20 protein-coding genes are annotated in these 24890 nt (G+C 37.8%); 8 read left to right on the top strand and 12 right to left on the bottom strand.

The features are described 5' to 3' along the window. The first annotated feature begins 275 nt into the window (after window positions 1-275). The 3 genes from ACZ45G_RS14010 to ACZ45G_RS14000 are packed head-to-tail and all read left to right on the top strand — an operon-like array spanning window position 276 to window position 6876. Window positions 276-2360 carry an HsdM family class I SAM-dependent methyltransferase gene (locus ACZ45G_RS14010; protein ID WP_464179140.1) on the top strand — a complete coding sequence of 695 codons (2085 nt, stop codon included), beginning with the start codon at window positions 276-278 and terminating at the stop codon, window positions 2358-2360. Further along, on the top strand, window positions 2357-3655 hold the full coding sequence (locus ACZ45G_RS14005; protein ID WP_464179138.1) for a restriction endonuclease subunit S: 1299 nt from the start codon (window positions 2357-2359) through the stop codon (window positions 3653-3655). Before ACZ45G_RS14010 ends, ACZ45G_RS14005 begins: the two co-directional genes overlap by 4 nt. Then, window positions 3652-6876, top strand: a complete 3225-nt coding sequence (locus ACZ45G_RS14000; RefSeq protein ID WP_464179136.1) for a type I restriction enzyme subunit R domain-containing protein — start codon at window positions 3652-3654, stop codon at window positions 6874-6876. Before ACZ45G_RS14005 ends, ACZ45G_RS14000 begins: the two co-directional genes overlap by 4 nt. Window positions 6877-7278: 402 nt before the next feature. Here ACZ45G_RS14000 and ACZ45G_RS13995 read toward each other — a convergent pair whose 3' ends face one another. Together ACZ45G_RS13995 and ACZ45G_RS13990 are read right to left on the bottom strand one after the other, a co-directional pair. Beyond that, window positions 7279-7608: a hypothetical protein gene (locus ACZ45G_RS13995; RefSeq protein ID WP_464179134.1), complete on the bottom strand. Its 330-nt coding sequence runs from the start codon at window positions 7606-7608 to the stop codon at window positions 7279-7281. Window positions 7609-7657: 49 nt separating this feature from the next. Next, on the bottom strand, window positions 7658-8206 hold the full coding sequence (locus ACZ45G_RS13990; protein WP_464179132.1) for a hypothetical protein: 549 nt from the start codon (window positions 8204-8206) through the stop codon (window positions 7658-7660). 339 nt (window positions 8207-8545) lie between these two features. On the opposite strand from ACZ45G_RS13990, the gene ACZ45G_RS13985 reads away from it, so the two are divergent. Both ACZ45G_RS13985 and ACZ45G_RS13980 read left to right on the top strand, forming a co-directional pair. After that, window positions 8546-9319, top strand: a complete 774-nt coding sequence (locus ACZ45G_RS13985; protein ID WP_464179130.1) for a hypothetical protein — start codon at window positions 8546-8548, stop codon at window positions 9317-9319. After that, a complete protein-coding gene (locus ACZ45G_RS13980) occupies window positions 9310-10026 on the top strand; it encodes an NUDIX domain-containing protein (protein ID WP_464179128.1) in 717 nt (238 codons plus the stop codon). The genes ACZ45G_RS13985 and ACZ45G_RS13980 overlap by 10 nt, the downstream gene beginning before the upstream one ends. 76 nt (window positions 10027-10102) lie before the next feature. On the opposite strand, the gene ACZ45G_RS13975 is transcribed toward ACZ45G_RS13980, so the two are convergent. Next, window positions 10103-11140 (bottom strand): ADP-ribosylglycohydrolase family protein, encoded by a 1038-nt coding sequence (locus tag ACZ45G_RS13975; protein WP_464179126.1) that lies wholly within the window; start codon window positions 11138-11140, stop codon window positions 10103-10105. Between the two features lie 199 nt (window positions 11141-11339). Next, on the bottom strand, window positions 11340-11966 hold the full coding sequence (locus ACZ45G_RS13970; protein ID WP_464179124.1) for a hypothetical protein: 627 nt from the start codon (window positions 11964-11966) through the stop codon (window positions 11340-11342). Between the two features lie 371 nt (window positions 11967-12337). Here ACZ45G_RS13970 and ACZ45G_RS13965 point away from each other — a divergent pair, with 371 nt between their 5' ends. The 3 genes from ACZ45G_RS13965 (at window position 12338) to ACZ45G_RS13955 (ending at window position 14858) form a co-directional block, all read left to right on the top strand. Further along, window positions 12338-13249 (top strand): DUF5655 domain-containing protein, encoded by a 912-nt coding sequence (locus ACZ45G_RS13965; protein ID WP_464179122.1) that lies wholly within the window; start codon window positions 12338-12340, stop codon window positions 13247-13249. A 9-nt stretch (window positions 13250-13258) separates the two neighbouring features. Continuing rightward, a complete protein-coding gene (locus ACZ45G_RS13960; RefSeq protein WP_464179120.1) occupies window positions 13259-13609 on the top strand; it encodes a YkgJ family cysteine cluster protein in 351 nt (116 codons plus the stop codon). Between the two features lie 298 nt (window positions 13610-13907). Next, window positions 13908-14858 (top strand): putative phage abortive infection protein, encoded by a 951-nt coding sequence (locus ACZ45G_RS13955; RefSeq protein ID WP_464179118.1) that lies wholly within the window; start codon window positions 13908-13910, stop codon window positions 14856-14858. A gap of 68 nt (window positions 14859-14926) precedes the next feature. Here ACZ45G_RS13955 and ACZ45G_RS13950 read toward each other — a convergent pair whose 3' ends face one another. The 8 genes from ACZ45G_RS13950 to ACZ45G_RS13915 form a co-directional block, all read right to left on the bottom strand. Beyond that, window positions 14927-15145 (bottom strand): hypothetical protein, encoded by a 219-nt coding sequence (locus ACZ45G_RS13950; RefSeq protein ID WP_464179115.1) that lies wholly within the window; start codon window positions 15143-15145, stop codon window positions 14927-14929. Window positions 15146-15196: 51 nt separating this feature from the next. Further along, window positions 15197-15583, bottom strand: coding sequence for a hypothetical protein (locus tag ACZ45G_RS13945; RefSeq protein WP_464179113.1), 387 nt, complete (start codon window positions 15581-15583; stop codon window positions 15197-15199). Window positions 15584-15930: 347 nt separating this feature from the next. Next, on the bottom strand, window positions 15931-16824 hold the full coding sequence (locus ACZ45G_RS13940; protein ID WP_464179111.1) for a tetratricopeptide repeat protein: 894 nt from the start codon (window positions 16822-16824) through the stop codon (window positions 15931-15933). Between the two features lie 454 nt (window positions 16825-17278). Further along, the gene (locus ACZ45G_RS13935) at window positions 17279-21283 is read right to left on the bottom strand and encodes an NACHT domain-containing protein (protein WP_464179109.1); all 4005 of its coding nucleotides are present in this window, start codon (window positions 21281-21283) and stop codon (window positions 17279-17281) included. A 294-nt stretch (window positions 21284-21577) separates the two neighbouring features. After that, window positions 21578-22303 (bottom strand): IS21-like element helper ATPase IstB, encoded by a 726-nt coding sequence (istB, locus tag ACZ45G_RS13930; protein ID WP_464179107.1) that lies wholly within the window; start codon window positions 22301-22303, stop codon window positions 21578-21580. Beyond that, window positions 22303-23784: an IS21 family transposase gene (istA, locus tag ACZ45G_RS13925; protein ID WP_464179105.1), complete on the bottom strand. Its 1482-nt coding sequence runs from the start codon at window positions 23782-23784 to the stop codon at window positions 22303-22305. The genes istB and istA overlap by 1 nt, the downstream gene beginning before the upstream one ends. Before the next feature lie 12 nt (window positions 23785-23796). Further along, window positions 23797-24117 carry a hypothetical protein gene (locus tag ACZ45G_RS13920; RefSeq protein ID WP_464179103.1) on the bottom strand — a complete coding sequence of 107 codons (321 nt, stop codon included), beginning with the start codon at window positions 24115-24117 and terminating at the stop codon, window positions 23797-23799. A gap of 79 nt (window positions 24118-24196) precedes the next feature. Next, window positions 24197-24631 (bottom strand): hypothetical protein, encoded by a 435-nt coding sequence (locus tag ACZ45G_RS13915; protein WP_464179101.1) that lies wholly within the window; start codon window positions 24629-24631, stop codon window positions 24197-24199. Window positions 24632-24890: the final 259 nt, after the last annotated feature.

The raw sequence follows: 24890 nt of genomic DNA, 5'->3' as shown, positions 1-24890 counted from the left end.
ATGAAAGTTGAAGCTATTTTACATTAATAACCGCCCTGAAGAGGGTTCTTTAGAAATAAGGTGTTTAATATATTTGCATGATTCTGATATAGCAGTTTGGATGTTATCCGATTTGTTATTTTTGTATGTTCAACAGAAAAAAAAACTGGTAAACACATTGATGAACATATTAATAGGCAGCCCCTACAGGCGCATTTATATAGATTGAAATTTAGATAACCATTTTTTGTGCAAGAAATAGCGTCTAAGAAAATAAAACAGGAGAAAGCGAGTACGTGAACATACTTCAATACGAATCAAATATATGGGCAACTGCCGATCTATTACGTGGTTGTGGCATTAAAGAATCCGAATGGCCATCCTTTATGATGCCGTTCTTTGCACTATCGATGATTGAAAGCCGTCTGGTGCGAATGTTCGAAGAACTCAAAGCCGAAATTGGGGAGGAGGCTTTTATCAATATTGATAAAGATGATTTGTTCGACCTGATCAAAGACAAGGGACAGGGCTACAACATTTTTATTTTTGAGAAAGCTCAAGCACTGACGGATATTTGCAAGAACGATAAATCATTTGAGATCGACTTCGATGCCTACCTGAAAGGCTTTGATGGTGGAACAAAAGACCTGTTGGGAGTTGACGCCTCCGAGGGCGAAAAATTCCTCGACATCAAAGGTGTGATCACCAAGCTCAAAGCAAAAAAGGTGCTGTTTAGTTACACCAAGCTGTGGGCAGAGATTGACCTCAAGCCTTTCAACAACTCAGAGATCACCACCTTAGAAGAACACATCAAGCGCAAGTGGGCAGACATTTCTGCTGAAACCGCCGGGGAGCAATACACCCCGGATGACGTGATTGCGCTGATTGCTGAGATCATCGCCTCTAAAATCGAAGAGTCCGACACCCTGCTCAAAATATACGACTGCACCTGCGGCGGCGGGAATATGCTGTTCGGCGTTGAAGACCGTATTAACCAGAAGTTCAAGCGCCTCACTCAAACTTATGGTCAAGACTGGAACGACGCACTTTACGCCTTGGCCAAAATTGAAAGCCGCTTCCGCCCTGATTCGAAGATCGAGCACGGCAATACACTGGTCGAGGATAAATTCTATAACGAAGAGTTTGATGTGGTCATCGCTAATCCGCCCTATGGCGTGAGCTGGAAGGGCTATCAAAGAGACATTGCCAACGATAAAACCGAGCGATTTAAATACCTGCCCTCTATTTCCGATGGACAACTGCTTTTTATGCAACACCTCATCTCCAAGCTCGACAGTTTCGGCATGGGCGTGGTGGTACACAACGGCTCGACTCTGTTTAGTGGTGATGCGGGTTCGGCAGAAAGCAATATCCGCAAATGGATGCTTGACAGCGATATTGTCGAAGCCGTGATCCAGCTGCCGACCGATGAATTTTTTAACACCGGCATTTACACCTATCTGTGGGTGCTCAATAAAAATAAGCAGGCGCACCACAAAGACAAAGTGATGCTGATTAACGCCAGCGATAAATTCAAACCCCTCAAAAAAAGCAAAGGCTCCAAACGCAAAGAGGTGAATAAAGACAGCCGCCTGGATATTGTTGCCACCCTCGCCACCTACCAGGACAACGACTACGCCCGCGTATTTGATAAAGAGTTTTTCTACTTCAACAAACAAGCCATCATGCTGACTAACGTGGATGAACAGGGCGAAAGCTTTGAAGCACAATTGCCATGGAAAAAAGATAAGTTCGGCGAAATGAAGCGGGTGAAATCGGTCAAGATAGAGCCGACCCAAATCACCCAAGGCGGCATTGAACTGACCGAATTTAGTATCACTGAGTACGATGCAAGCGAATTCACGTCACTTGTGCAGTATTTTACCGATGCCATCAAACCTTTGATTGCGCGGCTCGATTACAAAGAGCAACCCTTACAAATAACCACCGCCGAAGCCCAATATAGTTACGACACGGATCAAGAAACATTGATCAAACAAAGCGTTATCAAAGAAGTTGAGGGCACGAAAAAAACCCTTGGCTGTGGCAAGATTATTGTTAAGGCCAGCTACAAAAAAGCCACCAAAAAACTGCCGGAGCGCATTGAAATTAGCGTGGAGCTAACGCCAGATTATCAAAAAGACTATGAGATTATCCCTTTCCATAAAGATGAAGCGGACAACCAGGCCGCTATCGAAGCCTTTATGGCACGCTACATCAGCAAACCCTTTGAGTATCTGGAAAACGTGGTGGGCGTGGAGCTGAACTTCAACAAGATTTTTTATAAGCCCGAAGCCCTACGCCCGGTGAATGAAATTGTGGCGGAGATTGCGGCGCTGGATGAGGAATTAAAAGCACTGGAAGCTGGGTTGGCCTTATGAGTGAGGTGAAGGCAAAACGCTATGCGGCGTATAAAGAGAGTGGCGTGGAGTGGTTGGGTGAGATTCCAGCGAACTGGATCGTTACTCGAAACAAAGATATTTTTGGTGAACGAGGCAGCCTAAGTCAGTCTGGAGATGAAACGCTGCTGACGGTATCTCACATTACAGGTGTAACTCAACGAGCTGAGAAGAATGTGAACATGTTTATGGCTGAGTCAATGGAAGGCTATAAGCACTGCAAAATAGGAGATATGATAATCAATACCATGTGGGCATGGATGGGCGCACTTGGGACAGCCAAAGAGGACGGCATTTGTAGCCCAGCTTATGGTGTCTACGCACCCAGAAAGGATATTTCTTATAACCATAAATATTTTGACTACTTATACCGAATACCTAAAGCAGTTTCTGAAATGACCAGAAATTCAAAAGGAATCGTCTCCTCCAGGCTAAGGCTATACCCAAGAGACTTTTTTCAGATACTTACGGCTCTTCCAAGTTACAAAGAACAAACAGCCATCGCTGCTTATCTCGACACCAAAAACGCGCAAATCGATCGGAAAATTGATTTGCTCAGCAAAAAGGCGATGCAGTACGGCAAGCTCAAACAATCGCTGATCAATGAAACCGTTACTCGTGGTTTGGATAAAACTATGCCGATGAAAGAGAGTGGCGTGGAGTGGTTGGGGGAAGTGCCGGAACATTGGGAAATTGGGAGATTAAAAAATAAAGTTGAATTTAGCAAGGGCATTAATGCTGCACTATATACACAACAATACATAAAAGACGAAAAAAACAATGGTATACACCCCGTTTACAGCGGGCAAACAGAGAATGAAGGAATTATGGGATTGGTTAATACGTATGAATATAATTTCCCTAAGCCAGTTATTTTTGTGACCACGGTAGGCGCGAATGCTATGACAACGCGATTATTAAAGGGCGGTTTTTCACTTTCACAAAATTGTGCATTATTAAAGGTAATACCTTCTGTTAGTGTTGAGTACATCAATTATTATTTGTCAGTTTTGTTTAGAGAAGAGCGTAGAAATATACCCGCATATATGCAGCCCTCACTGAGGATTGAGGATTTAAAAAAACATATATTGCTCACCCCATCTCTTGCCGAACAAACCTCTATTGCCGCCTATCTCGATAAACAAACAGCGCAAATAGATCGCATCATCGCCGTAATCAACAGCCAGATCGACAAACTCAAAGAGCTGCGCAAGACACTGATTAACGACGTCATCACCGGCAAAATCAAAGTGATAAACGAGGAGCAATCCGTATGAACGAACTCCATTTACAAGACAAATTCCTCATCCCGTTTTTTCGTGATGGCCTGGCTTACAAAGAGGTCAAAGCCAACACCATCAACCAGTCGCTGATTATTGAAGAAGATTTACAGGCTTTTATTGAAGAGAGCTCGCTTAACAGAAAGCCCTACCAAGCCTTACTAAAAAAATACCGGGGCGATAAAAAAATATTGTTGTCTGGGCTGATGGGTTTGATTGCCGAACGTATTGCCAGCAGCCGCAATATGGCCTTGTTCATCAATGCTAATAAATCGATCACCCTGCAAGGCATTAAGCTGCATCTTTTTTACACCAGCGACAGTGTGATTCACGGCAATGACCTTTTTGATGAAAATATTTTTTCGGTGGTGCAGGAGTTGCCGTATAAGTTCAACTATCAAGGCAAGCAAATTTTCTCGTTTCGCCCTGATATCGTGACCTTTGTGAATGGAATTTATCTCGGTTACAGCGAATTAAAAAGCAACTACACCAGTCAAAACGCCAGCAAGAACGGGCGTGGCAAGGTAATCAAAGATTATTTTGAAGCGGTGAAAGTCTATCACCAACACATCGACAGCAATGTCATGCTGAGTGACAAAGAAAAGCAGAGTGTGCGCAAGGACTTCCTTAAAATCTTTGAGAGCGCCATTCATCTCACGACCACCGACATTGGCGAAACTTATGTCATCCGCACCATTGCCGATTACTTTGACGAGATATTGACCACCTGCCGTGAAGGCAAATTTGACCGTGAAGAGATAGAGAAAAAGGCGCACGGCGTATTCAAACTCTATCCCTTGCTCAAACCCGATGCCGAAAAGAAGGAGAAACTCAAAGAGTTGTTTGGTGCTTTGTACGGCAAGCTGATGATTGAGAAAGAGATCCTCTATTACAATTTTATCGAGCGTAGGGTGCATGTACATAAAGGGATGAAAGAGGTCAAGGATCAGCCTGGTCACCTGATTTCACCCCGCCCTAAACAGAAATTCGGCACCGACAAAATTATGGCCAAGATTGATGAGTTTTTGGCGCATGAACAAGAGCCGGATTATTTTGAGAAGTTGTTGGAAAAGCAGTTGGTGGGTGTGGGTGAAGCCAAAAAGAAAGAACTGCTGGAAAAGCGTAAAGCCTATTCCAATAATAAAAATGTATATTCATTGCTGATGCAATACGCCGCAGGTTTTGGTAAATCCAATATCATTGGCTGGTCTGCCTTGCAGCTAAAAGATTTGCGCCGCCCAGATATTCACGATAAACAGCAGTATGTATACGACAAAATCATGATTGTGGTGGATCGCCTGCAACTGCGCAGCCAGATTGATTCTCTCATGCTGAATATGAACATCGACAAGCGCATGGTGATTGAGGCAACCAATAAGAAGAGCTTTCAAAAGGCGTTGACATCCGACACCCGCATGGTGATTGTTAATTTGCAGAAATTTGGCGCGGTGAAAGAGATGCTCAATGCCGGTGTGCTGAAAAAGCTGGCGGGCATGCGTATCGTTTTTTTGATTGATGAGATTCATCGCTCCAACAGCGGTGACCAGCATGAAGAGATGATGAGTATTTTTGATGAGCTGCAAAGTCCATTTGACGGCGCGGCCTACGCCGGACAGTTCACCAAGAAGAACTTGATTATCGGCTTTACTGCCACGCCAGACGACCATACTCTGACGCGCTTTGGCGAGTTCAGTGGCTATGCCGAAAGCGAGAAGCTCTGGCGTCCCTTTGACAGCTACACCATGAAAGAGGCGATTGAGGATGGTTATATCCTTAATCCACTAAAAAACATCGTGCCCGTCGCATCGAAGATGTTGTTTGATTTGCCTGCGAATCCGCTCGAAGGTTTTACCGAGAAGGAATACAAGGATGCACAGAAAAAGCAGGTTTATGAAAATCGTGATCGTATCGACGCTATCGCCAAATACGTGGCCGACCTGTTAGTCAAGGACGTGTACCGACAAATAAGGGGCACAGGCAAAGCGATGCTGGCCGTGCATTCCATCAAGGCGGCGATTGCGTACCAAGACTTGGTTACAAAGCACTTCAATTCCCTGGTGCAAGAACCTAAGTATGTAAGATATGCCGATGCTCCTATCCATGTGGTGTATTCGAATAATCAGGATGAGCAAAGCGCCACCGGCCTCAATGGTGGTTTGACTGAAGAGAAGGTGCTGGAAAGTTTTGCCCTCAAAAAAAACGGCTTAATGATTGTGGTAGCCAAACTACAAACGGGCTTTGATGAAAAGAAATTACATACCCTGTTTTTGGATAAGGAGATCAAGGGGATTGGTGCCATTCAAGCTATTTCTCGGGTGAACCGCACCACAAAATATAAAAACGACTGCAAGGTTGTTGATTTCTCTTATAAGAATGTGAATGTACAAAACATCAAGGATGCCTTCGAACATTTTTCTGATGTGGTGGTGAGTGACTTCGATCCCTTTGGCGATAAGAAGGTGCTGGATGTTTTGCGGACTGAACTGAAGAAGTCAGATACCTACGATAAGTTTTTTACGGTATTTATGGGTATATACAAGGACGTTGCCAGGCGAGACAACCCTGTGAGCTATTTGGATTTTGAAAGCAGTCTAAAGAAATACATTGAAGTCAATCCTAAAAGAACTGCAGATATCAAAGCCAAAGCGTCCCAGTATTTTAGCATTCTCAACCGCATTGAATACGTGATTGAGTTGGATGCCAAGTACAGTGACCCAGGTTTTTTGTTCTTCTGGCGAAAATTCAATACGCTTTACAACATGCTACATCGAAGCGACGACATCAAAGACCCGATTGAAGTCTATTTTGACAACCAGATTGGTATCGTTGAAGTGGTCGCTGCCGAATCGAAAAGGAAGAAAAAGAAGCCAACTGAGGTTGCCAAGGGGACACCACAGGGTCCCGGTGGACAGTTTGATATTTTGGCCATCATTGCCGCCCGTAATGAGCAGGAGGCAAAGACGGGGGAATTGATCAAGGATTTTGAAGCCAAAATTGTTGATTTCTTCCGCAACGTTTGCGAATCAAGCGATGGTACACGGTTAATCGTCAAGATCAATTCTCATGTTTCCGAGGATGAGATCTACGAGGACTTTGCGAAGCTATACCGTCGATACAAAGCGCTGCATCGGAAGACTGTTGGCGACTACTTCTTCAAGGAAACCGAGGATCTGGTTGATAAGCTGTGTGATGACTTTGAGAAGACGGTGCTAAAATAAGATGAGTAGTGTGAACCATCAAATGCTTAACAAGGCAAATGCACTCGGACGGTTAAAAGCGGCTCGGCTTACGCTGCGTTAAAGCCACACCATTTTTAACCGCGGGGTTTTGGGGGTTATAATAGCCTGATTCACACTTAAGAATTATTATCCAATCAAAGATTTTTCCGGGTTGAAATTGTACAAGATACCATTTGTATTCTTAATTATTTTAAATAGAAAAATGACCTTGCTTGAAAGGGATTTTGGAATAGTAAAAAGATGTTTAATGTGTCTATAACGACTCAGGATGAGGCCCTATTTACAAGCATTTACTGGTATTTTAAAGAGTCTTCCAGACAAAATTTAGGAACCCCCACATATTATATATAGGGCTTTTCCTGTCTTGAGTTTCTTATTCACTTATAAAAAAGACATCCAAATTCGGGTTGGTGCCTCTAAGTCCATTTGACAATTTTTTCTCAAATATTGGATTGTAAACTTTTCAGATTCTATTGTTGGCCAGATCATAAAATTAGGTTCATAAAAAACACCAAATTCATTAACACCTAATGATGCAATTGAATGGAATTTTCCGGATTGTAATTCATTACCACTTCCCTGGGATAGATCTGCTTCTATTTTTTCCCAGTTGGAATGGATAGAAGGGAGGATATTTTCTAAAGGGGATTTGAAATAGGTGGCTGTGAGATTGTTTTGTTTGCGGAGGATGGATTCGATTTGTTTTCTCATATTTTGCTTGATCTCACATTATTCATCATCACCTGGGGATCGCATTATGCTACATTTCCAATAGCTGTTCTATGGAATACTGCATCTCATATTCTGCTTTAGCCGCCATAAAGTCAGTTACCGGAATATTTTTACAAACACTTTCAACTTGATTTATAGTTTCTGCCAACCCATATTCGTTGGGAAATTCAAAAAAATTAATTACCTCTCCGGAATCATCAGCAATGATAACATGCCAGTATTTCTGATCAGAAAGCTGTTTGTAGATTGAAAGCTGCTGAGAATCTTCTATATTAATAGTATTCTCGTATGTTATTTGCTCACCAGTGGAAGGGTCTGGAAAATAAAACAAAAGAAAGCAAATCGGTCCATAAGATGTGTTTACTAACCCAGATTTCAGCATAAATCTGGTTATATCTCTTTCTTCAAAATCTTTTGCGAACTCTTTAGGTTCCGTGATTAGCATAACGATTTCTTCACCTATACTATTATCAAGTATCATTGAAATGGGTTTGATACCTGGCGAAGCAATCAAAACAGGTGATAGTTGCGGTAATTCAAAATGTACTTTTCCATGTTTCCATTTGTTTTCTAACATGAGCTATACCTTTCTAAAATAATTATTTTTAAATCAGATTGCACTTGGGAGAGGAGAATTCAAGGACTTTTAAATTGAGGCAAACGGTGTTTTTGAGTAATTCATGGTCTTTAATAATCAAATTAATTCATTTGAAATAAAAAACAAAGAGATACCGATGACCCTTTACCCATATAAAAACAATCACCCCGAACTTCACCCAACAATTTCGCACTGCCAAGACAAACCATGAAGTTAATATTTTGCCAATTATTTTTTTTATTGACACTCATCATTTTTATATATAGCCTGCAATGTTTTTTGTTAGATACTCATGGAGTAATATCTGGGGAGGGCAAAATGAAATATAAATTATCCAATATAAAAAAAGCCGCTAAAGACAACAACAAAGATCTGTTTGATAATGTTGACAAGGGTCGTTGTTATTATTGTGGGGGGGGCTTTGATCCAAAAGAAATAGATATGTGGGACTGGAATTTGATCTGTTTCTGTCCTCTGTGTAATGTTGATGCGATTATCCCTGTCAGCAAAGATTATGACATTCAAGATGACATTTTCATTGAGGCTATGGCTCTCTATTGGTTCAACGGTTATGCCAGCTATTCAGAGGAAACAGGAAGAACCCCTGACCATGAAACATATCAGAAAAGGCTTGCCGAGTTGATTGAGTTTAATACGGTAACGGTAGGCCCAAAACGTCGATTGGATATCACAGTCAAAAATTCTGATGTTGAGATGTTCAAGCAGAAGTTTATTCCATATAAGGAATACGGAAAAGCCGATAGAGAACTTTCAGAAAAAGGAACAACAATATTCACTTATTTCAATGCCACCAATAATGGCTATCAGGATGAGATCGATGCCCTGGTAAAGACAGGTTTGGTTTTTAGTGGAGAACTTGGGCCTGGAAGAAAATCTATGCCGGAAAAATTCATCGCCAGTGATGAATATTTGATCAGCATAGATACCAATACAGGAGGAGAAATTGTTTGTACGTTAAACAGAAAAGGTAAAATAAAGAAGGATAAACTGGATGCTATAAAATCATATCAGAGAGCTGAGAGGCTTGTTCTAAAGTACTTCAAACAAGATAAAGGAGAAATATGTCCATAAGATTAGAGTTCATTAACTTGATAATCCCCAGAAAGATCATTGAAAAAAAATACACTGGTGGTTGGAAACAATGCTTGTTAGATCGCCAGGTGAGTATTGATTGTGGGTCAAATTGGTACGATGACCATCTTTTCAGAACGGGAGCCATGAATGCCATGGACATCGAGTGTATGTTAACAGACTTGGAAGGAATGGGATTTAAACCATATAAAGGAAGGGGAAAGGATCTTAAATGGAATGATGTTTGTGTGGTTGATACTTCTTCTGGTAAACCAACACTACAATGCGATTGGATTGAAATTCGAGATGGTAAGGCAAGCCTGAAAGGGACCCAGTCTAAACATAAAAAGAGGATCAGAGGAACAGCAGTCGTTATTAGAGAAAATAAGGTGCTTCTGGTAAAAGATAGAGGAAAAAAGAAATTTTCTCTTCCAGGTGGTGGAACGAATAGAAATGAACCATCTTTGTCTGCAGCAATCAGAGAATTATATGAAGAACTTGATATGAGTGCAAGGAAGGCTGAGCGCATCTTTAAATGCGACTTTTTGGGATCATTCAACAAGCACAAGGTCTCATTAATAGAAACTGATGATGAACCATTTTTAAAATCAAGGGAATTGGAAGAATTTTGTTGGTGGAATATGAAGGATCAAATTCCACGATATGCTCATGTAGATTATATCATAAAGCAACTGGGAATTTTTTAGTGAAACAACTCTATTTTCAAAAGATATTGGGGTATGGGTGTCATTTTTTATCAATCTCTGTTTTTGTTAAATTTTCTCATCCGAATTGATCAAACAGATCTCCAGATGTCTCTTCAATTAATCCTTTTAGTTCAAGGTTCCTCATCCAGCTTTCAGGGAGAATATCGACCCCATATAATGCCCCTAAAATATTTCCGGTAATGGAACCCGTTGAATCACTGTCTCCAGAATGATTAACTGACAGCAAAACCCCTTTTCTGAAATCATCGCCGGCAACTAATGCACAATAAAGGCTAATAGCCAAAGCTTCTTCCGCCATCCATCCAGCTCCAAGGTTCACTATGACATCAGGTCCAGGGGTAGATAGTTCCACCATTTCAACAGCGTTTATGACCGCCTCCAATGTCTCCTTACTATTTTTTTCATTTTTCAAAATCCGGATGGATTCATCAATTGCATCATTAAGAGAGTTTCCTGAAATAATCATGGAGATTAAAGCAGCCAAAGTTCCAGAACTCAAATATCCAGTAGGATGACCGTGTGTAATTGCCGCACATTCACAACCGATTTGGAACGCTTTTTCAGCATCATTGTAAGCGAGTCCGACTGGCGCTATCCTCATGACACCACCGCAACCTTTGCTGTCATTAATAGGACTCTCAATAGTCCCCATCCTTCCAGATTTCAAAGCAGACAAACAGCTATTCCCTGGCGCTCTTAATGAAAATAGTTCTTTATACCCTGTTAATATTCCATCCACTATTGAACAGGTTCCATGATTTTGAATAAGAGAACCTTGGAGATTTGTCTCTTGGGTATATAGCCATCTTAAAAGAGCATGATAAACAGCAGAGATGACCCCTTCGTTTCCCTTATATTCTTGTCTTATTTTTGATAAAATCAAACCTTCAGCTGTAAATAAAATCATTTGAGTATCATCGGTGATAGCACCTTTACGACCATATGCTTCGGAATAATCTGTCAATCCTTGATCTCCGTGGGTGGATCTGATCTGATCAATCGACATGAATTCAATTGGTGCCCCCAATGCATCTCCGATTGCCCCACCAATTATACAGCCTTTGAAATTTTCTATTGTTCGTTTGTTTATCATTAACGACCCTATTTTTTCTAAAACGGTGTAAAAACTTCTTTCCCATCCCTGGCGCCAAATAGAATCTAAGAAACTTTCCGTCCCTCAGCGGTATCACAAAATCCTGTAATATGACCTATTTTATTTTTCCTGAATTGCACTCTGTAATCGAGCCCTGAATTAAATTGATTCCCAATACTTTCCCTGATTTCGACTATATTTATGGGGCAATTTCATTTAACTTTTGATAAATTGAAATTATCAATTTCCCAGAGGCATGATATGGTTTGTTTAGTTGCAGAGCATATTCTTTTGTTTTACCCAGAAGAGCATTATTTTGATGTTTTGTCAGATAATCAGAATAGTTTCTATAGACTGAAGCATTATTCTTTTGAGCTATTGTCTTATATTTCAAATAATCTTTATATTTTTTATCAACAAAATCAAAATGTGTTACTAAATTGATACAAAATAATGGGATATTACTTGATTCCCATCTTAAAAATTCCTTTTCAATTCTGGTTTTAGATCTATTTTGAAAATTTTGATTTTTCCAATCCTTTTTTTTTGTTCCGGTGATCAAGTCTAATTGAAAAGTATAATTATGTTTTAATTCTATAATGCACTGAATCGTTTTTTGGGCATCCAAAATTGCTATGTCTGCTCTATTTTTATTAGTATAATATTCTGATCTGACAAAAAACTCTGGAAAACTTTTTTGAAGTGGGAATAGTAACCGATCTCTAAATGTATTTTCATATCCCGCATTTAATGCAATCAATGCCAGTTCATCAGAAGAAATCCATGTTTTTAATTCATCAATTGATTGTTCAATTTTATTTATCATCAGTTATACATTTCCTGATTTCAGCCCGTTTCTCTTCAGATAGATACATGAGGTGTCTCCCGTTTCAGATTATGGCGAATATGGAACTGATTTTGCTAAAGATATATTGCACCTTGGTGGAGGAAAATTCAAGGGTTATTGGATGTTATTTGGAAATGATTTGAGTAATAGAATTATTGTGTGGTAATTTGAAATACAGTTTAAATTCGAGGATTTATTTTGAGCTTATGGTTACAAAGTCTATCAAATTGTCTGCATAACTCTGGAGATGACCTTGAATCAAAAACTAAATATATTTTATTCGTTCAAATAGTGGAACTTATAGCAAAAACAAACTATATTATGAATTTAAAAATTGCACAGGAGATCTAATGGCTCTATTTAGGATAACTGACAAATTGAAAATAATCAAAAAAAAACCTTTTATACTTGAAAAGGAGATACAATCATTAACTGAAGATAATTTGCAATGTGTTTTGCATCTTGAATTTGTTAAGTCTGAATTTGCTATTAATAATTTTCGAATTGATACTCTATCATTTGACAATGAATCAAAATCTTTTGTTATTATTGAATACAAAAGAGATAAAAACTTCAGCGTAATAGACCAAGGATATGCTTATTTATCATTAATGCTGAACAATAAGGCAGACTTCATTCTTGAATATAATGAAAATAAAAATGAAACATTAAAAAGAAATGATGTTGACTGGTCTCAATCAAAAGTAATGTTTATTTCCCAAGGATTCACGACGTACCAAAGAGAAGCCATTAATTTTAAAGACTTGCCGATTGAATTATGGGAAGTGTCAAGATTTGATAATGATACAATATCATATGAACAAATAAAAAAATCTAGTGCTCAGGAAAGCATAAAAACTATTTCTAAAAGTGATAACGCAATTAAAAAAATAGCGAAAGAAATTAAAGTTTATACTGAGCAGAAACATTTGGAAAAAACTAATGAAGAGATAAGGGATTTATACTTTAAATTCAAATTGGCCATTATGAATCTTGGCGAGATTGAAGTTAAACCCAAAAAACTTTATTTGGCTTTCGTTTCAAGCTCTAATGTGGTTGACATTGTTATACAAAAGAAAGCGTTTAAAATTTGGCTTAACATGCAAAAAGGTGAGTTGGATGATCCAAAAAATATTATGAGAGATGTGTCATCAACAGGCCATTGGGGTAATGGTGATTATGAGTTGATGATCAATTCTGATGAGAATTTAGAGTATATTCTAAGTTTAGTAAAACAATCATTAAAACGGAATAGCAAATAAAAGACCAAAATGCCCCCTAAAAACTTCAAATGCAAACAATGCGGTAACTGCTGTCTCAACCTCACCGATGCTTTTCAAACAAGTGTCAGTGATGAAGAAGTTGCATTATGGGAAATGGAAGGACGATATGATATCCTTGAATGGGTGAACTCAATACATCTTGGCGAGGAGTATTATATTCATGATATTTGGATAAGTCCAAAAACAGGTGATGATGTGGGGAGGTGTCCATGGTTGAGAAAGCTGCCAAAGCAGAATAAATTTATTTGTCGGATTCAAGATGTCAAACCGGAACATTGCAGGAAGTATCCACAGTCAAGAAAACATGCTGAAGAAACCGGGTGTAGAGGTTTTGAGTAGGTGAGTTTGCAAAATGAATGGGTCGGATTGTTTTATGGATGGAGTTTGTTGAAGTTGGATCTTCTGGGGGAATCTCTATCTCTAATTAATCGGATATCCTTTTTATATTTTGGGATAAATTTAAAATCAGGTTAACTATGAATAAGTGGGTTCCTAATTTCCCTTTACAAGGTTTTTTTATGCTGTTAAGGCTTCCTTTATAAATATTTAAATTTTATAACCACAGATCATTCAAATTGACAGGATATGCTAATCCGGTGGTCAACATTGTTAATGTTTACGAGTAGAGAATTTTAAATTGGAAAAAATAATTACATTTTTGAAGAATAAATTTTTTTGGATATCATTAGTTTGCCTTGGAATATTCGTCGTGGTATGTTTTCTTTACTTTAGAAATTTTTCTGGAAGTTTTAGCTCAAAGCAATCTGACTGGGGAGATTTTGGATCATATTTTGGTGGTACGTTAGGGGCATTGTTCGCATCGCTTTCATTTTTAGCTTTACTTTACACCATATATTTACAGCGTAGGGAATTAGAAACTGCGATATCTGCCTTGAAAAAAAGTGCTACCGCTCAACATGAGCAGTCAAAAACCTATGAAATTCAAAGATTTGAAGTTACGTTTTATTCATTGTTAGAACAGCATAATCAAGTCCTAACAGAGTTGAAATCCCAAAAAGAAGAATATTCTTCTTACCTTTGTAATTTATTTACACTAGATGATAGTCAAGCATTACCAAAATATTTGGAAAAGAAGCAATCTCATATATTAGAACAGTCCGAGCTTTCACAATATTTTAGAATCCTTTACCAATTGTTAAAATTCATTGCCAAGAACAATGTTATGAATAAAGAAAGACATTTTAATGAGTGTTACCTTGGTGATAAAACAACAATATGCTTAAATGAAAATGAAGAGAAAATGTATGCGAGTATTGTTCGTAGTTTCGTTCCGGTGGAGTTATTGCCAGTACTATCAATAAATTGTATTCCCAGTTATAACGGATTGAATAATTTGTCTCTTTACTGGGAGCTTCTGGAGCGCTATGAGTTTCTTGAGCATATGCGATTGGACAAAACCCCTACAAATTTAACTACGTTTATAATTTTAAATAGTTATGCATATGCGCTGGGAAAGAATGATTTCATTCAGAAACAATATGATAAGCTACTTGAAAAATATAGAGCCGTCTTTGAGAACAGTCTAACTGAAGGTTGCTATCTTCATGTACGTTTTTCACATCCATGAAAAAAGCATAAAGCATAACTAAAGTGCTTCACTCGGATAATATATAAAAAAGCAAAGAAAGGATCAGCTCATTCATTCTCATCTTCTTTGTCTTTTTTGAGGTGTTCTTCTTCAAAAATTGCAATCAGTTCTTTTTTCGAATCGGTTTTGCTAAATGGCTTATAAATAAGATCTTGCAACTTTTCATCAAATGACCGTTTGTCTTCGTTCGATTGATCTGAATCCTTGCCTGTTTTTTCTTTTCCTTTTCGATACTGAGATAGGTCAACTATTTTCATTTTAGACATATTAACACCTCATATCAAAGATTTGATCCTCCTGAATATTCACCGAAAATACTAAAGGGCTATAAACAAACCTTCTTTTGTTTTTTCTACTTTTTTCTCTTTCTTCAAATGAAACATATTATTTGAGATCTGTTTGCCGGTAAAACCAGTTTGTTCCTGCAAATCTTTGGTATTAATACCGTCTTTGTTCTTTTTGATAGTCTTGAGAATAGTAGCTTTAACTGATCTCTGAGGTTTAGATTTCTTTTTGGTTTTTTTAGGTGCTGAATTTTTTGATGGCTCTGGTTTTGGTTCAATATCCGGTGCCTCTTCAACTGTAAAATCAACCTTTTCAAACATCCCAATCAGATCATTGATTTGTTTTGAAAGTTTTTTAAATGGTACCTGGAACAACTCAGCCGATTTTTCATCTAATTCGATGGTAATGGCAATTTTCATTTCATTTCCTCATATCAGTTGGTAAAAATTGAGAATGCAAATATCAAGCAATAAATTAAGATAAGGCTTTCAGAATAAAAAACAATACCCCGATCACTAACAGGGATAGTCCACAGTAATTTTTGAATCTTCTTCAAGGTGATAATTATATTAATTACCTGATTTCCCGGGAATTTTTTCTAAAAAGGTTATCAATGAATTAAGTTGATTTTAGAAAATCTACAATGTGCTGTGTGAAGAGTGACGGACAGCAAGGGCTTCCCGTAAACTAATTAAGGATATCACCGTTTTAAAGTTGTTTCAATATTTTAAAAAAGCCGCACCCTGCTGTCTGGTTTACCCGTTGGTCAACTATGGTTTTTCTTGAATTTTTCCAGCGCGTTAATGAAGTCTTTATCTTTTCTAAATTGATCGAAGGCTTTGGCTGTTTCTAAAAAATGGATATAATGGGATGCAGATTTATTTTTAAGGTCACCCGATAATTTGTTAATGAGTGATATTACCTTTACTTTATCGCCTGAATTTCCATAAATAGATAAAACTTCAAATAACAATGACGGTGTTTCTTTAAACAGCACGCTATTTTTGCTGTAAGATTCGTATAATTTTATGGCTTCGTCTTTGTCCCCATTTGACAAATACAAATTTGCAATGCTTCTAGTCTGTTCATACTCCAATTTAGAATTTAAAATAAACCCCATAAAAATAATCAAACCGAAAACTGAAAGTAAATAAACGCTAATCAGTGCCAATGAAATGATATTGTAATACTTTTTGATTTTTTCAGAATTGTCTTTTACCTGATGCTCTTTGCCTATAAAATCTTCACCAACAATACTTATTTCGATATTGCCAGTAAGATCTTTTACTAAAGAGGAAATATCAAATGAGATCCCCTGAGGGAAAAGTGGGATATCAATACTTAACATATCGGAATCATTATTTGTATTTCGGGTGAAGTTGAGAGCATTTTCTGATGCTTGGCAGTCTATAGTTTCAAATTTACCAATAGCTCCAAGTTTTAACTGCACAGAAACGTTTTTAGCTGATTTATTCCCTTGGTTCTCAATGATCCAGTTAATACCAGTTAGGTTATTTGCTGGTATTTTTATGTTTGATAATTTTCTCCAAGTTATGTTCGGTTTTTTCTGCTGTACTTTTAACACAACTAAAGTGAATATAAATGTAAAAAAGGCTCCGATGATTATTAGAAAAATATCTTTGACTAATCCAAAATCCATTATTTATCCTTTAGCTAACAATTAAGTTTACCAGTTTTTTTCTGTTTATTATTCAATTTTAATAAACAAGATAACACTTCAACGGCTACCAAAAAGGAATGGAAATTACAATGGTCTTCATAAAAAAAATATGAATTTCTATCAGGATAGCCCACGAAATAATAATGATAAACAAAATTTGGGGTATCTCCAGCATATAAAAATCAACTTTAGTAGAGAATAACAGTCCTGTTTGGATATTTACGACAGGGAGATTTATACATAACTTAACTTATTTTTGGGGTTTGGGATGGAAAAAAACATGGGACCATATGCTGTGGTTGGATTGTTTTTGAATAAAGCCCGGCCTAACAGGGAAAGTCCACAGGATTGTATAAATCTTGAAACACTTGGCCTATAGTCAGAATACTCACACCAATTGAATATTCAATTATCGGTCTAAATTTTATTACATTTATCCTTCGGGAGGTGAGACGTCTAATACGAATACTCTTAATCGATATAGGTGCTCTGGATTGATTAAGCTCTGAAGAGAGTTTTGCAAGTCTTTCGAGGTTAAAGGTTTTCTAATCCCTCGGGGAGGTTTTGGCAATGGTCCATTCCGTTTATCTCCAAACCAAAAGACAATATAAATTCCATATCCTTCTGCTTCGGGGTCACGAGTGTAAAGCCTGTCTAACTGATTTTCACATGCATACCATAAGTCATCATGAGTATCACGTTTTAATTCTAACGGTAGTTTTTTCCCAGGTGGTGGGAAAAGAACTATATCAGCTCGTTTATCTATTGCCATATGTCCTTCAGGTTCTACACGAACAGAAAGGGGGTTAAAATACGGTTTTAATAGATCAATGAGTCGATCTCTACAGCTTTCTTCGACCTTTGGTTTTGTAATACGACTATATTGATCTTCATTCCAGAAAACTTTAAAAATATCAGTGTTACCATATTTAATTTCATTATTGATGTTCTCAAGATACTCAAGTGTTATCGCATGCAAGTCTTGCACATGAGCTGGATGACCACCTGCCAATGCCTCAATAGTACACGCCCAATTTGCTTGAATAAATTGTTTTTGCCTACAAAGCGTACGATGGTTAGATAAAGAATGCAGAAGATGATTTTTATATGTTAAATAAATAGATTCTTTAAGCATTCCTTCTAATGCTATTGTTGCTGAAGGTTCAGTCCTCGCAGAAAGTTCATTGATATAGTTATTAATAAAATTTGAAGCATCCCAAGGGTTCCTATCACCAGACCAACCACCTATTGGGTAGTCAGCATTTGGAAATTTTGCAGCGAATAAATTTGATAAGAAGACAATTTGATCCACCTTTAGTTTAGCAGGTTCTTCTCCATCAACATTAGGTATATTAACTATTAAAGAACGAATCTCCCATAATACAAAATCCCGATTCCTTGAATATTTTTTTATTTTTTCTTTGTAGGAGCTAAAATCTAATAAGAATCCAATTGCAAACCAAAGAGCCCTTTGCTCTAAACGTACTTTTGCATTTGATTGTAAAATTTCATTAGTTAATTCTAATAGTTTTTCCTTTGGAATACTAATTATTGCTGCCTGTAACATTCTCCTGAGATCATTAGAATTGGTGTTAGGAAACTTCCTTAATATTTCAACCAATGTGTCTCCCCTAATAGCGGATAAACGCTCCTCATCACAGAACGTATAAAGTCCATTTATATATTTTTTTTTAGCCGTTAGCTGAATCATAATAACGTCTGAGTAGACGGATAGAATAAGTTCCGTATTAATTTCATAAATTTTCTTTTTCCAATAAGGTTCAGGCTCACTATTTTGCAGAAAGAAAAGATCGATTGCTAATGCAGCTTTCAGTATTTTTTCATTGTAGTATCTCAAATCTGGTTTCAATAAAAATGCCTCTGTTAGACCAGCTACAATAGAGTACCACCAAGGCAGATATTGATTTAGGACAGAAAGACCAGCAACGACTTCCGGTGTTGGCAGGTCGGTTCTATGTATTACTGCTCGAAACCCTTCAAGAGCAATCTGGCAGTTTTCCTCTCCAATCTGTTCAATTAATCTTTCTTTAGGAGAAATTTTATCATTTACATCAGCGAAATGTGAATAATAGATCTGTCCAAGCCATGCAAGCCAACCTAAGTCGAGACCACTCTTAATGAGCTTTATATCTTTTTGAAAGGCTTTAGTATTCTTTTTTTTTCTTATTATTTTTTCTTTTTTATTCTTTATCCTTCGATCATGTTCTTCTTGTCGCCAATTATCGACTCTACATGTACATCCATCAAATAAAACTTCTGATAGTTCTTCGTAAGAATTGCCGAATTTTATAAGCTTTTCAAATAATTCTGTATCCGGTGGATCTAAATTTTTCGTCAAATTTAATAGCAATGAAAATATTGATTGAATTGCTTCATCACATAACGATTCATTTTTTATAAAAGAGAAACCAGTTCTTATAATGTCTTTCCTATTGTATATATGTAATACTGTTGAAGAGAAAGTATCCCAAAATTTTCCATGATAAGTAAACGTGTCTTTCCAATCAGTTAAAAGAAGTTGAAACATAGAAGTTACTATTTTTTCATTTTTGGTGAGCCAATCTCTGATATCTTGATATTTTTCAATATTGTAATTATATCTATGAAATTTTTTTAACCCGCTTAACCATTTCCAAACACGTTTTGGTGCTATATTCAGTTCCTTTTTTAAACAGCGTTCCAAAATAGTATGATACAATCTTTCAACCTCAGAATGGCCTTCCGTAGTTTCTTCGTATTTGAGTCCAGATAACCCGTCTAAAATATATGGCAAATCTTTTCCCTTTATTGATTCGCGTAATGTCCATAATCCATAACCCACATCCTTTTGCTGAAATTTGATATAATCAGCCACAGCACGAATAAGATCCTGTGGTTCAAAATAATCATTATAAAACTTACTGATTATTTCAATTTTTAATCGAACGTTTGATTCAGTGGAATTTAATGACCTTGTTAACCCGATAATTAAAACTATCCCGTCCGGAATAACTTTGATAATTGATTTGCAAGCATGATATCTCTCTCTAAAATATGCTGATTCGTCACAATATAAAGATACAAGATCTTCTTTTAAATCAGATAAAACAGGCCCATTTTCAATAGCGTTCAGAACTATTGAACGTAAGTGATGTTTTTTTTTGTTTGATGATAACACTGTTCTAAACCCCTCAACCATATCAGGGCCAGATAATGAACCCAACGACATATGAATAGATTCTTCAGAATGGAACCATGGATCTTTTTCAGACAAAACAACTAAAGAATCAAGCAATGCTTTCCTATTAAAAAAAGAAAGAGAACCACAGTCTCCATAAGTCAAAACACCATAGGGATCTTTTGCTATGAGTAGTTCTGCTTGTTCAGGTAGGAAATTAACCAACCAAGCATAGAGACCACGGAGTTCTGGTGCAGGGTAACCATCTATACAAATTAGGCTGAGAATCCGGCTGAGCGGCAAACCATTTTTTATGGACCTTGCAATCCAGTAGGCACCGAGATACTCAGCAATAGTCCTATGCTTATATTGAACAATCCCGGCATCTGGATCAATAGAAATAAAAGCTTTTTTGGCTAAAGCACTAAGAACTATTTCGCTATCAATATTTGGGATGTCTAAAAAACTTGGAATTTTTTCTTTTGAGGGTTTTTTGAATAAACTTATCTCATTAGTATCCGAAATCAATAAAGAGGCACAAACAGCTCCAGTAGCTTCTCTTATATCCACCATGGAGTATGAATTGATTCCAATTTGTGAATGGTTTGGGTTATGTTCAGTTAACAACAGTTCTGTTGCCTTTTGATATAGTTCTTTTTTTGTTGAAGGCCATTCATCACCATCAACTGAGTCTATTAGCATAATTAGAGTTTGAGGATTCGTTAATAAAAATTCTACCCCTCTTAACGCAGCTTCTTTTCTAAATTCAGATGGCCTCTCAACCTTTTTGTGTTCTAAGATAAAATCCATCTCAGCAATTGAGAGAGGTTGGAGGGCTAAAACTATATATCCTCCGTTTAGTTTAAAAAACGGCTTTAACACTTCTATATCGGTTTCACCTAACCAATCTGCTATTCTACAAGAAATTCTTAATTTTGAAGGTTTTATTTTGTTCAACATTTTTGCTATAGAATCAATAGTCTGATAATCGTTGTCGATAGAACGTTTTTCATCTAAAGCATCTATATAAACAGTTTGATTAGAATCTAAACTGTCTCCATATATTAAAAAATTTCTTGCCGACTGCAACACTCCTTTTTCAAATTGATTTGCCTTTTCAAAAAGAAATGATTTTCCTGCACCTGGATCACCGAGTAATATAATATTCGGATTATCTAAAGTTTCTGAAAAATGTAATAACTTCGGTTCATCGATATTTTTTGGGCTTGGATAAATTTGTTTGACAAGACGATTTAGCATAATAGCCTTCATATTGATTATTGAGTTTTCGATCTTTAATATCTACTTAAAAATTAAGAATTGTCAATGTTTGTTAAAGCTAATTTTGATTAAACGTTCCACATCTAAAGAGCACTTTACATTTTTTAGAAACTCGGATTGTAAACAGCGGCTTAAAATCCAGCCAAAAACACCGTTTAAAAACCAGCCACCCAAGTTGATGAACGCACCTGTGCGGCACTGGCAATAAACCAAAGTCAAAAGTTCCCCTATTCAGGTCCGGATAGAAGGACCCTATTTGTTTTCAGTCATTTTTTATAATTTCTTTCGATAACTATCTCCCTCCATTATAAGGATATCAGAGTTGTAGACGAGGCGGTCGGCAATCGCTGTGGCAACAGTGGTTCCGTCAAAGATGTTTCCCCATTTAGCAAACGGCAGATTTGTCGTTATGATAGTAGACTTTTTTTCATGCCGGGCGCTGATGACTTGAAAAAACAGGTTTGATCCCTGTCTGCCCAACGGAAGATAACCGATTTCGTCACATACAAGAATGTCCTGTGATTGATAGTATTGCAGTTTTTTCAACAAGGTGTGATCTGTTTTTGCAGCCACAAGCTGGTTGATCATATCCATGGCTGTTGTAAAAAGGGTTTTAATTCCTGCCTGGGTGGCGGCATAGGCAATGCATCTGGCTATAAAGGTTTTACCTGTGCCGGGATTGCCAATCAGGATAATATCTTTCTTATTCTGGATAAACCCAAGATCCATCAGGTTTAAGATCAGATTTTTTTGCTTTTGCCGGGATTCATGGTGGGTGAAGTCAAATTGATCTATGGTTGTTTTTTCTCCCAGCTTTGACTGTTTAAACCTTAAAATAATTCTGGCTTGTTTCCTACAGACAATTTCAGTTTCAAGCAGCCGATCAATGGTTTGAAGAGCAGATAGATTATTCCTGACACTTTGATCTAAAATGTCTGGCAGGTTCAGTGCACAATTTTTAAGGCGAAGTGATTTGAATTTATCAATTACGGTATCCATTATTTTCTCTTCCTCCTTTTAAGTGCAATGGCATCATAGTCAGCAAGGTTGGGCTTGGGTAGACGGATTTTATTGAGATCTTCATCTTTTAAGGTCACGGGCTGGTGGCGGATTGTAGGTGTTCTTTCCTGGTAAAGGATGTTTTGGATATAAGCAAATCCATAAAGTTTATGCGTTAAAGCCTTTTTCAGGGCATATATCAGCGATGAGGTGCCATAGTCATCGTTCAAGATTAACAAACGGTCCACTGTTTTTTTCAACGGCTGAGATGCATATGCAAGTTTTTCAAGGTAATCCACGGTTTCCTGACCCAATGACATAAACACCATCATCTGTTTATCCATGAATACTTTTTTCTTGAGTTTGCGAACCTGTTCGCTATGGGACGGCAGGTCAATGCGTTGTTTTTTCTTCCAGTTTCTCAAGTGGGTAGCCACCAATTTCTCTTTGTAATAAACAGACAGGGTTCTGCCGTCAGCTTTGAGGGTTATGGATTTGCCGACCAGTCTTGGTGGCACCGTATATACATTTGTATCAAAACGAATGCCAAAGTCTTTGTATACTTTAAGTGTCTCGGTCTCCCGGAAGTCCAGCGATGATGGATCAGGCAAAGATTTTAGGGCATCCTTCACGAATCGATGGGCGGGTTTTTCACTGGTGGTCTGGTGCAGTCTTTGATTGGCCGTGGTATCAAGCCATGCCAGGACCTGATGGTTGACATCATCCAAATCTGTAAAGATCTTGAGAGGCCAAAAATTGTATCTCAAATATTTAATACTGCTTTCTACCTTCCCTTTTTCATGGGGCGCCCTGATATTGCAGGCCACAGGGGTAATGCTAAACTGTCTTAAAAAATTCAAAAATGATTCGTTAAAACGGACCATTGACCCCACACGTTCAGTTACTGCTGTCAGCATATTATCCACGACTATTTCTTTGGGTGTGCCTCCAAAATAACAGAAGGCCTCAACAAGGGATTGGTGTAGTATCTCCTGTTTTTGGCTATGGGTAAAAACCACATAAAGCATTCTGCTATGGGATTCAATTACCGCCAAGGCATATAACTTCCTTGAGTTTTTCCCATATGTAAGACTGCCGAAATGGCCCCAATCAATTTGCATTTGTTGGCCTGGCCTGGACTCAAAACGGATAAAAGCTTCTTTACTATAATTATTATGTCTGAGGTGCTTAAGATAATCTCGAACAATGGTTATTTCTCCGTCAAATCCTTTATCCTGTATCTGCTGCAATACGACGGGGGCCTTGACTTTGGGATATTGCGTCACCATCTCTTTGATGAGTTCCCGGTATGGATCAAGTTTTGAAGACCTTCCTTGCCTTGTTTTATAAGTTGTATCCGGATGCTTGAGATATTTATCAACCGTACTCCTATCCAGATTTAAAGTTTGGGCAATCTGTCGTTTAGAAAACAGCATTTCTTTTAGCCGGTGAATTTCAAAAACAGTTCTATTGTCTATCATTGGGTCGCCTCCCTATGCTTTATGAGTGCTTTTTGGCAATGAAAGGACCTGGAAAAGGGTGCCGTTATACATAATAAGATCTTTATGGATCAGGCTGCTCCGGGCAAAAAGGTAATCATTTTCCTTGAGTCCCAGGGTGGCACAAATGATTCTATCTCCGTAAAAGGAAAGTCCATTCCGGTCCGAGGCCAATACCAGGAACAGATAAAGAGCCAGTTCCTGCCAGCTCAATGATTGCAGAAAACCATCTGTTAAGAAACGATGGGGAATGAAGCTGAAGCCTTTGTCTGTACTGCGAATTCGGTCATGATCAAGCACTTTTTTTCTGATCATGTTGCCCTCCTTATTTTATAGAGATTTTGACCTGTGTAACACAAACAATCATCCCCTGTCCCCGAGTCCATCTTTGCAATTACGGGGAATTGACTGGTATTGAAGTGATAAAGATTTTTACCGCATCCATCTTTGCAATGGTTGGTACAAGCCAATATTGCCCGGAAAGGTTTTGTAGCAAGGGTTTCCTCGCGTCCATCTTTGCAATACCAATGATTTTTGATGGTTCGGGAGGATGCTGTTTTTTCATGTTCCTGATTTTTTGGAGAGAACGATTCCTGTCAGTTTTCTCCGGGTTCCTGCGGCGATATTTTTTCCAGTAATCCGGATTATTTTGAAGCCATTTCTTTTGCGATAGACGTTGACCTTCCTTGTAATCAGGATCAGAGGTGATCTTTTGTTTTTGCCACAGGGCTTTTCGAGCCCTCTGGCAACCCGGTTTTGGACAAAAACTTTGGGATTTATTTCTTGGAATGAAAAAAGTGCAGCAAACTGGACAGGGAACAGATTCCATACTCCCTCCTGAAAGCAAAAAATGAACGAGATGAATTAAATAGAGGGAATTATAGTATTAAAAAAGTAATTTAAGGGAATGAAATGAAGGGAATTAGATTTGTGGCGGATCACCTGTCTTAAAATCGGCTGGGAAAAGACCCTTGATTTTGGAAGGGAATTAAATCCCCGTTACCAACTCGGATATCAAAACAATCCAAAATTGATCCATTTTTGATATGATGTAAACTATCTATAACGAAATTCCTCACACCCTGGAT

This window comes from Desulfoconvexum algidum (assembly GCF_055382125.1).
Note: the sequence above shows the minus strand (reverse complement) of the source record. Positions and strands in the feature narration are given on the sequence as shown.

What these genes read in the sequence shown, in the direction of transcription:
- ACZ45G_RS13915 (WP_464179101.1), bottom strand. Translation starts at nt 24,631, where the DNA reads ATGGAATCTGTTCCCTGTCCAGTTTGCTGCACTTTTTTCATTCCAAGA.
- ACZ45G_RS13935 (WP_464179109.1), bottom strand. Translation starts at nt 21,283, where the DNA reads ATGCTAAATCGTCTTGTCAAACAAATTTATCCAAGCCCAAAAAATATC.
- ACZ45G_RS13990 (WP_464179132.1), bottom strand. Translation starts at nt 8,206, where the DNA reads ATGTTAGAAAACAAATGGAAACATGGAAAAGTACATTTTGAATTACCG.
- ACZ45G_RS13970 (WP_464179124.1), bottom strand. Translation starts at nt 11,966, where the DNA reads ATGATAAATAAAATTGAACAATCAATTGATGAATTAAAAACATGGATT.
- ACZ45G_RS13995 (WP_464179134.1), bottom strand. Translation starts at nt 7,608, where the DNA reads ATGAGAAAACAAATCGAATCCATCCTCCGCAAACAAAACAATCTCACA.
- ACZ45G_RS14000 (WP_464179136.1), top strand. Translation starts at nt 3,652, where the DNA reads ATGAACGAACTCCATTTACAAGACAAATTCCTCATCCCGTTTTTTCGT.
- ACZ45G_RS13985 (WP_464179130.1), top strand. Translation starts at nt 8,546, where the DNA reads ATGAAATATAAATTATCCAATATAAAAAAAGCCGCTAAAGACAACAAC.
- ACZ45G_RS13945 (WP_464179113.1), bottom strand. Translation starts at nt 15,583, where the DNA reads ATGAAAATTGCCATTACCATCGAATTAGATGAAAAATCGGCTGAGTTG.
- ACZ45G_RS13975 (WP_464179126.1), bottom strand. Translation starts at nt 11,140, where the DNA reads ATGATAAACAAACGAACAATAGAAAATTTCAAAGGCTGTATAATTGGT.
- istB (WP_464179107.1), bottom strand. Translation starts at nt 22,303, where the DNA reads ATGGATACCGTAATTGATAAATTCAAATCACTTCGCCTTAAAAATTGT.
- ACZ45G_RS13940 (WP_464179111.1), bottom strand. Translation starts at nt 16,824, where the DNA reads ATGGATTTTGGATTAGTCAAAGATATTTTTCTAATAATCATCGGAGCC.
- istA (WP_464179105.1), bottom strand. Translation starts at nt 23,784, where the DNA reads ATGATAGACAATAGAACTGTTTTTGAAATTCACCGGCTAAAAGAAATG.
- ACZ45G_RS13980 (WP_464179128.1), top strand. Translation starts at nt 9,310, where the DNA reads ATGTCCATAAGATTAGAGTTCATTAACTTGATAATCCCCAGAAAGATC.
- ACZ45G_RS13950 (WP_464179115.1), bottom strand. Translation starts at nt 15,145, where the DNA reads ATGTCTAAAATGAAAATAGTTGACCTATCTCAGTATCGAAAAGGAAAA.
- ACZ45G_RS13920 (WP_464179103.1), bottom strand. Translation starts at nt 24,117, where the DNA reads ATGATCAGAAAAAAAGTGCTTGATCATGACCGAATTCGCAGTACAGAC.
- ACZ45G_RS13965 (WP_464179122.1), top strand. Translation starts at nt 12,338, where the DNA reads ATGGCTCTATTTAGGATAACTGACAAATTGAAAATAATCAAAAAAAAA.
- ACZ45G_RS13960 (WP_464179120.1), top strand. Translation starts at nt 13,259, where the DNA reads ATGCCCCCTAAAAACTTCAAATGCAAACAATGCGGTAACTGCTGTCTC.
- ACZ45G_RS14005 (WP_464179138.1), top strand. Translation starts at nt 2,357, where the DNA reads ATGAGTGAGGTGAAGGCAAAACGCTATGCGGCGTATAAAGAGAGTGGC.